The 13,274-nt window shown below is 39.5% G+C and carries 11 protein-coding genes and 1 other RNA gene; all 12 read right to left on the bottom strand.

What is annotated here, in order from left to right:
* Positions 1-4: 4 nt before the first annotated feature.
* Positions 5-1,375 (bottom strand): ethanolamine ammonia-lyase subunit EutB, encoded by a 1,371-nt coding sequence (locus tag H131_RS09715; RefSeq protein ID WP_051112144.1) that lies wholly within the window; start codon positions 1,373-1,375, stop codon positions 5-7.
* Between the two features lie 6 nt (positions 1,376-1,381).
* Positions 1,382-2,806 carry an ethanolamine ammonia-lyase reactivating factor EutA gene (locus H131_RS09710; protein ID WP_010858942.1) on the bottom strand — a complete coding sequence of 475 codons (1,425 nt, stop codon included), beginning with the start codon at positions 2,804-2,806 and terminating at the stop codon, positions 1,382-1,384.
* 1 nt (position 2,807) lies between these two features.
* On the bottom strand, positions 2,808-3,323 hold the full coding sequence (locus H131_RS09705; RefSeq protein ID WP_010858941.1) for a EutP/PduV family microcompartment system protein: 516 nt from the start codon (positions 3,321-3,323) through the stop codon (positions 2,808-2,810).
* Positions 3,324-3,333: 10 nt separating this feature from the next.
* Positions 3,334-3,675 carry an ethanolamine utilization microcompartment protein EutS gene (gene eutS / locus H131_RS09700; protein ID WP_010858940.1) on the bottom strand — a complete coding sequence of 114 codons (342 nt, stop codon included), beginning with the start codon at positions 3,673-3,675 and terminating at the stop codon, positions 3,334-3,336.
* 30 nt (positions 3,676-3,705) lie between these two features.
* Positions 3,706-4,953 (bottom strand): ethanolamine utilization protein EutH, encoded by a 1,248-nt coding sequence (gene eutH, locus H131_RS09695; protein WP_010858939.1) that lies wholly within the window; start codon positions 4,951-4,953, stop codon positions 3,706-3,708.
* Between the two features lie 78 nt (positions 4,954-5,031).
* Complete coding sequence (locus H131_RS09690) at positions 5,032-5,610, bottom strand: ANTAR domain-containing response regulator (protein ID WP_010858938.1); 579 nt, start codon at positions 5,608-5,610, stop codon at positions 5,032-5,034.
* Entirely contained in the window at positions 5,603-7,009 is a 1,407-nt protein-coding gene (locus H131_RS09685) for a sensor histidine kinase (RefSeq protein WP_010858937.1), read from the bottom strand. The genes H131_RS09690 and H131_RS09685 overlap by 8 nt, the downstream gene beginning before the upstream one ends.
* A gap of 279 nt (positions 7,010-7,288) precedes the next feature.
* Complete coding sequence (locus tag H131_RS09680; protein ID WP_010858936.1) at positions 7,289-9,196, bottom strand: ATP-dependent DNA helicase; 1,908 nt, start codon at positions 9,194-9,196, stop codon at positions 7,289-7,291.
* Between the two features lie 87 nt (positions 9,197-9,283).
* Positions 9,284-10,420, bottom strand: coding sequence for a THUMP domain-containing class I SAM-dependent RNA methyltransferase (locus H131_RS09675; protein ID WP_010858935.1), 1,137 nt, complete (start codon positions 10,418-10,420; stop codon positions 9,284-9,286).
* 3 nt (positions 10,421-10,423) lie between these two features.
* Entirely contained in the window at positions 10,424-12,169 is a 1,746-nt protein-coding gene (locus H131_RS09670) for a GGDEF domain-containing phosphodiesterase (protein ID WP_010858934.1), read from the bottom strand.
* Positions 12,170-12,492: 323 nt separating this feature from the next.
* An RNA gene (rnpB, locus tag H131_RS23615) (RNase P RNA component class B) lies at positions 12,493-12,872 on the bottom strand.
* Between the two features lie 60 nt (positions 12,873-12,932).
* A complete protein-coding gene (gene gpsB / locus H131_RS09665; RefSeq protein WP_010858933.1) occupies positions 12,933-13,232 on the bottom strand; it encodes a cell division regulator GpsB in 300 nt (99 codons plus the stop codon).
* Positions 13,233-13,274: the final 42 nt, after the last annotated feature.

Raw genomic sequence — 13,274 nt, 5'->3', positions numbered from 1 at the left:
TCACCTACCTTTCAAACAAAGATAAATCGCCAGCCCTCGCTGAAAGACGGCCATTTTCATAGACCCCCATTTTTTCTAGCCATGCTAAATAGGCAGGGGTTGGCTTTTTGCCAAACGTTTGCAGCAATGTGGCTACATCGTGGAAGCTCATCGACTGGTAGTTCAGCATGACATCATCTCCCATTGCCGCGGCAATGATAAAGTTCACACCAGCCGCCGTTAGTAAAACGCTTAAATCCTCAATATCATTTTGGTCTGCTTTTATATGATTCGTATAACAAATATCGACACCCATAGGGATGCCATGCATTTTGCCCATAAAATGATCTTCAAGACCAGCACGGATGACTTGCTTATTATTGTATAAATATTCAGGGCCGATAAAGCCAACAACTGTGTTGACAATATACGGATTAAAATGACGGGCAAAGCCATAATTGCGGGATTCTAACGTGACTTGGTCAATGCCCATATGTGCTTCTGCTGAAAGTTCAGAACCCTGTCCCGTTTCAAAGTAAAATAAATTTGGCCCCGTTCCCGTTCCTTGCTTTTTCACAAGGTCCTCTGCTTCTCTTATCATGTCAGCAGAAATACCGAACGAGCGATTGGCTATTTCTGTCCCAGCAATACTTTGAAAAATCATATCTGCTGGTGCCCCCTGCTTAATGGCTTTCATCTGTGTTGTAATATGTGCCAATACACAGTTTTGGGTAGGAATCGACCAGTCTTCGATAAACTCTTTTGTCGCGTGCAATACTTTTTTCACACTTTCTACTGAATCATCTACGGGGTTAATACCGATGACAGCATCGCCAATACCATAGGACAAGCCTTCTTTTAATGAGGCAATGATGCCGTCGATATTATCTGTCGGATGGTTTGGCTGTAATCTGGAGGCCAGTGTTCCCTTTTGCCCGATGGTAGTATTACAGGTCGATAAAATTTCTACTTTATTAGCGGCATGCACAAGGTCTAAGTTAGACATGAGCTTCGTAACAGCTGCAATAATTTCCGAATTCATGCCCTTACTTAAACGCTTTAACTCCCGATCCCCTGTCTCATTTGACAAGATGTATTCTCGAAGTTGCTCAATGCTCCAGTTTTTAATTTCTCCATAGATTTGCTCATTGACGTCTTGTTCGATGATGCGCGTTACCTCATCATTTTCTGGAGGAATTAATGGATTTTCTCTTATGTCTTTTACTAATAGTTCACTTATTACGGCTTTCGCTGCAATTCGTTGTTGTACAGATTCGGCAGCTATTCCAGCTAAGCGGTCACCCGATTTTTCTTCATTGGCCTTGGCCATGACATCTTTTAATGAATCAAAATTATATTTTTCTCCACCAAACATCATCGATAGTTTCACATTCATCCTCCTTTACTTTGAGTGGAATGCAAGTGTTTTGACAACAACAGGGACAACACCAGATGGTAGTACCTCCCCTATGTCGATATAATCACCTGTTTCTACTTTGATTTGATCGATGCAAATAATTGGTACAGTTCGATGAAGAGCTTGTATTGTTTGCCCTATGACCTTTGCATAATCTGATTGCATAACGATAATAATTGGTATTTCTTTGGAACTTCTTGTTGCTAATTGCTGCAAGATGGCCTCGCATAATTGATGGACATCTTGAAAACTTAAATAAGGTAACTGACTAAAATATAAGGCAAAGAGTGCACGGTTCTCTTGAATTGAAAACAGTGTGTCTGCTCTTGCTACGGCTGCTTCTACCACTTGGTCAAACTTTTTCAACGGGGTATCCATATGGCAAGTAATAACAGGCACGTTTTTTAATGGCAAAATATCAGCATTCACTTGTATTGTTGCACCACTAATTTCAGTTGTTTGTGTCCCTGCTCCGGTCACCGTTGCCCGTGATGTTTCTTCTGGTTTTAGCCATAAAAATGATTGCAGCTGCTCATGTTGTAACAGCATTTTCGCTAGTTTTTCACCAATATCATCATACTGGCGTTCTGAACAATCATTTTCGTAGATACAAGCGGCGACCCCACCGGAAAACATAATGGCATCTATCGGTTTATCCCAGCTTGGCAAATGCCCTAACAGTAATGGATGCCGTTCATCTTGTAATTGCCCACGTAACGTCATTGCTAAAGTTTCCACCATCTCTTCAATACACTGTGTAACACGAACATCCCCTGCAACATCCCCAACGCTTAACGGATTTGCCCATTTTTCCATCAGTCTGTTAATCGGTGATGAAATCGACTGAACAACGCCGTGATGAAATTCAATTAGTCGTCCACCGATATGTAGCGTACATGTGCCAATCACTTCTCCAAATTGCATAACAGCTATATTTGCCGTACCTCCACCGATATCAATGTTGGCAATGACTTTGGCAGAATTCTTTGATTGCTGTACAGTACCCGCACCTTTTGCGGCAATTATCCCTTCTAAATCAGGACCAGCTGTAGCGACCAAAAAATTCCCCGCAGTATCTGCTATGGCATGTACAACCTCGCTGGCATTTTGCTTTGTTGCTGATTCACCAGTGATGATAATAGCTCCGGTTGCAATATCGGCTGGTGCAATATTTGCTTGTTTATATTGCTGAAAAATAAACTGCTCAATCTTTGCCATATCAATTACTTCTTTGTTGATAAAGGGTGTTTTAATAATGGGACTTTGATGTAAGATTGTTTTTTCAATAATTTCTATCCGTGGCACTTGCGTCAGCCCAGCAACATTTTTTAACAAAAAACTGCTAACAACCATCTTGGTTGTACTTGTTCCAATGTCAATGCCTGCACTATAAATTTTCTCTGTCTTCAACTCACTCCACCTTCCATCTACTACTGGCGTATATGAGATAAGGACTTTCACTATTGTTCACAAATTGGCGAATTTCTTCGTCGCAATTGAGCTGAATCAGCGGTGCAATGTACTCAATACCTTGCTTTTGCCATGCGGAAGTTTTTACGATAGGTCCATGTGTCATGACTTTTTTTAATAATGCGGTGGCGCGTTCTACATCTGCAAGGGGGTCGTCAATTTTCGTAATCACGCCGATTTGTATTTTCGGAATGCCTAAGCTAAATTGCGGTGGGAAAACACTCCTTGATGATGTGGCATCTTGTAAATAGATGACATGTGTCACTTCAAGTGATGTCGCCATTATATTTCTGTAATACATTGGATTTTCAATATATTCTCCTGGTGTATCGACAATCCAATCATCATACACAAGTGCCTGTGTTTTATGGGCCAGTCGATCTTTCCCTAATAATGCATTCATGAGCGTGGATTTCCCTGCCTGAACGCCGCCTATGATCATTACTCGATTTTTCATATGGCACATCCTATGACTTTGTTATTTTTGCTGGCGTATACCCTAAGCTTTCCGATAAAAATCTGTTAATCTCTAGCATCGCCATCTCAACCTCGGACACGCTGCCCACAATAACCAGACTGCCAGTAAAACGATCTAAAAATCCGAGTCGTACATTTGCCGCCTTTGTCGCTAAATCACCAGCAATAATCACCGTTTCACTCGGTGTACAAGTCATAATGCCCAGCGCTCCCGCTTCTTGAATGCCCAACTTTTGAAACATATCGGGATCAGGATTGGCAATGAGATGACTCAAAGTTAGCTGTTTACCTGGCACGAACTCTTGAATAAAACGTTTCTTTTCCTCACTCATACATCATCACCTCTTCATCATTTCTTCTTCCTATTCGGACTTTCGATCTGTTAAGTATTCATCTTCTTTAATAATGCCCGCTTGTCGATCCTCTTGTTCTAGCCTTAGGGCTGTTGGAACCGATAGTTTATAAGCTAGATAAATGGCAATGATACCCGCTAATAGTTTCCCAGTAATGACGGGCAAAATAATCGTTGGCTGGAAATTCGCCGTAAACGATAAATGATCCCCTAGCAGGAAAGCCGCACAGACACCAAATGCAATATTAATCACCTTATCTTTCGGTGGCATATGTCGGATGAGTGTGAACATCGCCAAAATATTGGCAATGGTCGCTAAAATACCAGCACTTCCTACTGAAGATAAACCTAATTTTTTACCTGCAGCCTCTAGCGGAACAGAAGCATATTTTCGAATTAAGTACACCATCGGGAAGGCACCAGCTAACATAATGCCGATATACCCCGCTGTTTCTAATGCACGGAATTGATCGATTTCATCTGCCATGATTGGATCAAAGCCCCACGCCCCGAAAACCTTGGTAAAAATACCTGTAAAAATTTCTACAATGGAGAACACTAACACTAATTTAATGGCCGCATCCATCACACGTCCAAATACCATGAAACCAGTAATCATGCCATTTGGAATAAGCTTTAGACCAAGCGCAATTAACACAACAAAAATAAACAATGGCAATAAATTAATTAATATTTGTAAAACAGAAATGGCAAAAACATAGGTTGGCGCCTCTGTTGTACTAATCACTTCACGGACTTCTGTATTAAAGAGCACAATCATAATCGAAGAAATAAATGCACCTATCGGTATCGTTAAAACACCAGCCATAATGCCTAGAGCCATATATTTATGATCACGCTTGTCCAACATGGCTAGCCCCATTGGAATAGAGAACACAATGGTTGCACCTGACATAAATCCAACAACTAAGGCCATAACCCAACCTTCATAGGACTCTTTCAAGGCACTGGCTAACTGATACCCCCCCATATCGGAAGCTAAAATAGTTGTTGCCGCAATGGCAGGATCTGCCCCAATCAATTCAAAAATTGGGCTTATAAAATGACTAATAAACCAAGTTAAATAAGGAATTGCAGCCATGATTCCTGCAGCTGGCACGAAAATGTGACCAACCGTATGGATGCCATTCATAAACTCTTTACCGATTCCATACTCCGCATCCCGAATTGCGCCAATTGCACCTAAAACCGCACAAATCATGATAATATATACAATTACCGTTCCTATCATCGCCATCCAACTAACCACCCCTTTTGTTTTTTATCTATATAAAAAAGACGCATTAAAGAAGAAATCTCTTTAAGCGTCTTTGCTTTAACTATTTACTTGTAGGGTATTTATAATTCTCTCGGCAATGCGTACCATTTCCTGTTGCGTTTGCATACTCTCATTACGAATTTTCTTATAGGCCTCGTCCTCACTGATATTTTCTGCCTCCATCAGCAAGCCCTTTGCCCGTTCGATAATTTTTCGTTTTTCAATTTCGGTTTGAATATGCAGCAATTCGCCGTTTAAACGGTTGAATTTCTCAATTTGGTGAAAAGCAACCTCCAGCGCCGGAAGTACATTCTTCTCAGAAAATGGTTTCATGACATAGCCAAGGATATTGTCTTGTTTCATGTAGAGTAATAATTCTTTTTCACTGTAGGCTGATATAAAAAGTACCGGTATACCAAGTTGCTGTTCAATGATTTTACTGGCCTTTAATCCATCCAGCTTCGGCATTTTAATATCCATTAAGATTAGATGAGGCTTGTAGGTAAAGGCCAACTCTATCGCAGACTCGCCATTATTTGCCTGAGCCACCACCTCATAGCCATTATCTTCTAGCATAAATTTCAAGTCAATCGCAATAAGTGATTCATCTTCGACAATCATAACTTTCCTAGTCATTTAGGATAAATACCTCCTCACTTACAGGAAACTGAATTTGAGTATGTGTACCTCTTTCACTAGGGATAATTGAAAATGAGCCTGCTAAATCATATTCAACGAGCCTTGTGATAATCTCCATTCCAAACGATGCTTTCACTTCATGCATTCCAACGCCGTTGTCAGAAATATGAAGCGATATAGTGGATTCGTTGTGTGAAAATTGAATGTCGATCATCCCTTCTTCACGACCAATAAACGCATATTTTAGTGCATTCTGTAGTAACTCACAAATAATGAGCGCAAGCGATACTGCTTTTTTGGAATGGCAAAATAATGGAATATTTTCGTGATGAAAAGCTAATTGAATGGATGGTGTATTCGATGTGCCAACCATTTTATACCCAATCTTTTTAGACAATGCAATAACGTCAACTTTTTCTTCGGCATTATCTTCGTTCTCTAAAATTAGTTCATAGACAGATGAAATGCTATAGATTCGATTTAATGCCTCTTGAAAAGCTGTAACATTTGAAGCTGACAGTTCATTGCGCATTTGCAAACGCAATAAGCTCGTCACTGTTTGCAAATTATTTTTCACACGGTGGTGAATTTCTCGAATCGCAAATGTTTTCATCATCAATTCATTTTCTTTCAGTTTAAGCTCAGTAAGGTCTTGAATGATGAGTAGTGTGACTTTGTCGTTTTGATTGCGGATTGGAATTTTTTTGACGATAAAAGATTTACGATCAAAGGTAATTTCTAAAAAGAATACATCATCACCTTCAGCATAGACCTCTTGTAAAAAAGGTAAGATCTTATCTAACGCAATATGTTCAAAGGATTCTAATCCTGAAAGCTCGGATATAAATCGATAGCCTGCAGGATTTGTATAGATCACTTTGTTGTCATGATTTGTTAAAATAATCGATTCCACTAACAAATCGGAAACAACAGGAATAGGCTGCAAATTTGGTGCTACGATATGCTCTATTAATGCAAATGGCATATTTTGAAAATCGTCTGTTGGTTTTGTTAGCGTTTCCACCTGTTTTTCTTGAATCAACACGGCAATCACTTGCTGTTGCTCATTGAAGATGGGGACCACGTTTTGCTCAACTGTTAAACCTTCCTGCGTAATAGCGCGAGGAATAGATGACTTTTCTCTACTTTTAAAAGCAGAAAATACAGCAGGTTCAAAGCTTTCAAAAACAAACTTACCAATAACCGTTTTTTCATATAAACCATGTTGTTTCTTGGGGTAGGCCTCTGCCACGACAATTGCACTTGGTAAATTTTCCATCATGCAATCTATGAACATATAACAATCTGTCAATTCAGCATAATACGTTAGCGTAGCTTCAATCTCTATTAACTTCTCTATATCTGTTGCCGATAAGTTTGTATATTTTCTACACAATGATTGAATGTTCGACAGGTTTAGAACCCCCTATCACCAAAATAACCAACATTTAATTTGATTATTGTAAATTTTCTTGTCATTATTATAAACCTTTTGCAAAAATATTTTCAATAGAAAAATAATTTCTTTTACTAAAATAGATGCATTACTAAGGACTATATAGCTTAAAAGAGAAATATTCAACACTTTTTTAAATTTATCATATATTTTCGATACATTTTATTATTCTAATATAAAAAAAGTGATTCTGTGAACTTCACAAAATCACTTTTTTCGTTATTTTATTTCTGGCACTACAGCTAAAATATTTTCAAATGTTTCACGTTGTTTTGCTTCTTCTTCATTCAGCAAAATATGAATATCTCCATGGTCATTGGACGTACGAATTAAACGCCCCATTCCCTGCTGTAGTCGTAGTTGCATAAATGGTAATTCGACCTCTTCAAAGGCATTTTCTGCAAAGGTACGCTTGGCATCAAATAATGGGTCGTGTGGCGGGAATGGCAAGTCATAAATAATGACGCGTGTTAGTGCTTCCTCAGGTAGATCTAACCCTTCCCATAAATGATATGAGCATAATATTCTGACCGCACCTTCTTGGAAATCGCGGACAATCGCAGACAACTCACGATCCCCTTCAAAAGCTACATACATACGCTCCATAATCGGTAATTGCGCTTTAAAATCTAACATTGCTTGCTTAGACTTAAAGAGAATCAACGTTTTTTCGCCATCTTTTAAGAGCTTTTGCACGCGTGCTGTTTTCTCCTTTTGGGATAACTCATGCAGGTAAATTTTCATCACTTCTTCATAGTCAAAAGGTGAAGGAACTGAGAATGATTGGTAATTACGAATACCTAAACTATAGGCAATATATGAAAAATCTTTATTCACCGATAATGTTGCAGATGAAAATACGATGGGTAACTTCTTCGAGAATAGCTTTTCTTCTAAAACTTCAGTAATAAGACGTGGCATAATAACAAGTGTTTCTTCCCCGTCTGTTTCCTCAAGCCAGTCAACTGCATCCCCCTGCGCAGTAAAAATGCGTAGAGACGCTTCGTATTGCTCTAGATATTCTTCCGCCATATTTAGCTCATACTCTGGAATCATATACATTTCTGATTCAAAGACTAATTCCTCGAGTAAGACTTCTACATCGGCAATAAGCTGCTTGCCGTATGTTAACAGTGTCGCAGATTTATTGATACGTTTACGCTCTTCTTCAGATGCCACGATATCGTCACGAAGCTGGTCGAAAAATAGTTCGTGATCGTCTTGTAATTTCTCCATAGCATACAATGTACGCTCACGCACACCATCAACCATTAAACGTTCCAATAGCTGAACAATTGTCGTCGCCTGCACTTTGTATGTCATTGCTTTTTGGGCAGCATACTCCAATAAATGGCCTTCATCCAGCACCATCATGGAGACTTCAGGCAGTAATGCTAGCTGTCCTTCACGTTCACGCGATTCCTTTGTTGCCAAGTGCTCCATTAGGAAATCCTGTGAGCAAATGATGAGATCCGTTGATTTACGATAGTGCGCACGGTGAAGCGTTTGACCGCAACGATTTCGTTGGTCACAAACCGAGCATTGCATAATGGAATTATAATTTACCTTTTGCCAATCCTCGTCACTGACCGTTGAATAATTACTGCGATCCCCATATGGCTGTATAGCGATCATGGAGCCTTGCGCGTACACACCATCTGGAATAGAAAACGCAATATCGTCAATCCACTCGTCCGTTTCCACTTTTTCTGCTTCTTCAAAACGTTTTAAGCACAAATATTGGTCACGGGATTTTGCTAAGCGTACATCGATTTCTAATCCGAGTGTTTTTTGTAATTTATAAATATCGCCGCCCTCTTTAACAAGCTGGTCGATTAATGTTTCATCTGCACAGGCAATTAGTGCGGGTTTTCCTGTATAGCGTGCATAGGATACGGCTGGCAGTAAATAAGCAATTGTTTTTCCTGTCCCTACTCCTGCTTCTGCAAACAGCACGTTTTTCTCTTTTAGGGCCTGCTCAATTTGATAGGCCATGAAAATTTGCTCATCACGGCATTCAAAGCCCTTTTCTGGTAGTTCATCGTAAAGGACGTCTCCCATCCAGTCACCTAATGACTCGAAAAATGAGCGATCCTTCGTTAATACAAATGGTAAAGATTTACGCAATTGACGTTCCCCCTCTTACAATCTGCTCCTATTATACGCGACGAAACGGAAGATAAGAAAAAATCTCACCTTCCGTTACCTACATAGTCACTCTTTTTTTGACTTTTGTCCCCAGAATTGATATAAATTCGTTTCGATAAAGCCATTGAATAATTTACGTTTCTTCGTCGTTTGGCGACCATATAATTCTTCAAAGTTTTTCATTGAGGACAACATGTACACAGACCAAGTTGGGTAATTTTTCATGACCTGACCTAAATCGCGAATCACCTGTTCCACAACTTCAACATCACCAATACGCTCTCCATATGGTGGATTACCAATCATAACACCGTCTGTTAGCTGTGTCGTAAAATCACGTGCTTGCATTTGCTTGAACGTAATAATGTCGCCAAAGCCTGCTTCTAGTGCATTTTCTTGGGCAATGCTCACCATGCGATGGTCAATGTCCGAACCGATAATTTCAAGTGGTTGGTCATAATTCGCTAAGCTATCCGCCTCATCACGTGCCGCATCCCAAATTTTTGCCTTCATCCATGACCACTCTTCTGAAATGAATTCACGGTTATAGCCTGGTGCAATATTTTGTCCAAACATTGCAGCTTCTAAAGTAATTGTCCCAGAGCCGCAGAATGGATCGACAAATGGACGATTTGGGTTCCATTTCGAAATTTGTACGAGAGCAGCTGCTAATGTTTCTTTCAGCGGTGCTTCCCCTTGTACTTGACGGTAGCCACGTTTATGTAAGCCAGCGCCAGATGTATCAAGTGTCAGTGTAGCCACATCTTTCAAAATTGAAACTTCAATTTTATAAGTCGCACCGGATTCATCTAAAAATCCAAGACGTTTATAGTGCTGTTTCATGCGTTCAACAATTGCTTTTTTTGTAATGGCTTGACAATCTGGCACACTAAATAATTTTGATTTTACAGATTTCCCTGAAACCGGAAAAGCCGCATCCACTGGTAAATATTTTTCCCAAGGTAAAGCCTTAACACTTTCAAACAATTGCTCAAAAGAGGTTGCGGGAAACTGACCGACAACGATTTTCACACGATCTGCTACGCGCAACCATAAGTTTGTTCGTGCAATGGCCGTTTCGTCGCCTTCGAAATAAACTTTGCCATTTTCTACTGTCGTTTCATATCCTAATGCCTGTACCTCTTGGGCAACAATGGCCTCTAAGCCCATTGCTGAAGTTGCTACTAATTTATAATTTGCCATACATTATTTCCTTCCCTGATGCTCAATTTCCCAAAACTCAATAAATTCAAGTAACTCATGGAATGGTAATGGTTTACTGTAATAATAGCCTTGAATTATATCACAGTTCATCTTACGTAGTATATCCACTTGTTGTGCTTGTTCTACACCTTCAGCGACAACTTTCATTTTTAAGCGATGCGACATTTGAATAATCGCATCCACGACTGCTTGTTTTTCATCGAGTGTGGATATGTGCTGAATAAAGCTACGATCAATTTTTAAACAATCGAGTGGGAATCGAACTAAATAACTTAAAGATGAATAGCCTGTACCAAAATCGTCAATTGAGATTTTAAAGCCTAGCTGTTTGAGACGAACTAACTTGCTGACCGTTTCAGTCGCACTGTTCATAACAGTACGCTCCGTCACCTCAATCTCAAAATTTGTGGCAGGCGTGTTATAACGTTCTAGAATTGCTTGCACGGACTCTAAAAAGTTCCGCTGTTTGAAATGGATGCTTGAAATATTAATCGCAATCGGAATTTTAAGACCAAATTGCTGCAATTTTACGACTGCCTCACAAGCTTTTTCTAAGATGATTTCACTGAGTGGAATGATTAAGCCCGTTTCCTCTGCATATGGAATAAATTCTGCCGGCGATACAAACCCGAGGCTTTCACTATTCCAACGCACGAGTGCTTCTAAGCCTTGGATTTGTTCATTTTCCATATCTATTTTCGGTTGGAAATATAGCTCGAATTCACGCTCGTCTATCGCTCTACGTAACTCTGAATCTAACAATAATACACGCTGTGAGTCTGTTTGCAACTCATCAAAATAAAAGGAATAGCCATTATGCCCATTCTTTTTTGAATACGTCATCGCTTTATCTGCGCAGTGCGTAAGCTGTTCGGTTGTTTCGCCATCAGCCGGATACATGCTAATACCAATGCTCGTTGAGATAAAAACATTTTGGCCGTTGATGTCCATCGGCTGTTCAATAATCTGAATAATTTGCTCAGCAAACTTTGCTGCTTCTCGAACATTTTTCACATTTGTTAATGTAATGATGAATTCATCGCCACCGTACCTTGCAATGATGTCTTTATTTTTCAGCAATGTTTGCAGACGTGTTGCCACTTCTACAAGGATTGTATCTCCTACTCCATGCCCTAATGTATCATTAATTTGTTTAAATCGATCCAGGTCAAGAAAGTAGACTGCATGCTGTACTGAATGAGAAATAGTAGAAGTCGATTCTAGCAGACTATCCATTCTCTCAATATAAGCAAAGCGATTTGATACATCCGTTAATGAGTCTGTTAACAACCGTTTTTCAAGCTCATTTTCTACTATTTTTCTTTCTGACAAATCTGTGAAAATGCCACAGTAATTTGAAATCTCTCCCTCATTATTAGTGACGCCTAAAATGGTTAACCATTCAGGATAGACATCTCCAGTTTTACGGCGATTCCATATTTCACCCTGCCAAATTCCTTCTTGTCGTATCTTTTCCCACATATTTAAATAAAAAGGCAATTCATGTACACCTGACTGTAATACTGCCGGTGTTTTCCCTATAACTTCATCTCGCTTATATCCTGTAACGAATTCAAATGCGGGATTTACCATCTCTATTTTTTTATGTTTATCCGTGATCATGATGCCTTCAGATACATTTTCGAAGATTTTCGTAATTAAGGCAGTAGGATATTTGGAAATCGAATTAAGCTTCTCCAGACTATTCCAATTGTTCACTTCGTTCATGTTTCCGCTCCATCCTATCTCTCTATACTACCCTCATTTTCATAAGTAAAGCGCAGTCACACCCACACACGCATTGTCAAAAAGTCATTTCCAAGCAACAATTTATCTACAGAGAACGTAGCAAGAGCTACGACGACTTCAGAGATTTTTTGTGCGATAGTGGAGCGACAAAGGCATAGCCAACATCTTGTTAGCTTGTCCTTGAACAGGTGGTGGAAATAACTAAACAGTGATTCATAAGTTTATACTTTCTTAATAAGTTCAAAAGAAAAGCTCTCCACCAAATTGGAGAGCGCTTGTTATTCGAGATAAACATCAAAAAATTCAGTAAGCCATGTTTTGTTCCCGAGTACTCAAACAGCTTGCGCCTCGTACAGCCGGGCAGTAATCATCTATCTACAGAGATAAACTCTGTCCCTCTATCCGTTCAATTCCTTCAAGAGAGTGCCCCTACCATAATTTGGGTTTCTCACTCGTGGGGTTTACCTCGTTCCACCTTGCATGTTTCCAAGCAAGCTTCGTCACTGTGGCACTTTCAGGAAGTTTCAACCATATCATAAAGACTTAGGTCTTCCTTCCGCCGTCAGCCTTAAGCTGCCTTACCTTATTTTTTCAGTAAGCACGAACACTACGGTCATCTCAGAACCGTGTGAGCATGGACTTTCCTCTACGACGTCTAGCGCCGCAGCGATTACTCGAATTTCATGATGATACGAAAGATTATACTAGAGTTTTATGATAAATACAATGTAATTGGCAAAATTTATTCGTATAACTTACTACCAAATACATGTTTTTCTAAATTCGAAAGACGTTTTAAAATATCAAAGTTTGTCGTACCTGCTGCTGATACTGCAGGTTGCGGTTGTCTCTTTGGTGTATTTTCGATTTCTTCTTTAAGCTGTCTATTCTCTTCTCTCAGTTGGGCCACTACTTTTTCAAACGTTTCATAATCTTGAATAATTTCATCAAGAAATGAATCGACTTCTTCTACATTGTAGCCTTTAAAGTTTTTCTTAAATTCTTTTTCAAGAATCATTTTTGAAGTTAATTTAATGTCCATTCACATCGCCCTTCCTCACACTACATACACGAATTCATTATA

Source organism: Lysinibacillus sphaericus OT4b.31 (assembly GCF_000392615.1).
Lineage (GTDB): Bacteria > Bacillota > Bacilli > Bacillales_A > Planococcaceae > Lysinibacillus > Lysinibacillus sphaericus_B.
Note: the sequence above shows the minus strand (reverse complement) of the source record. Positions and strands in the feature narration are given on the sequence as shown.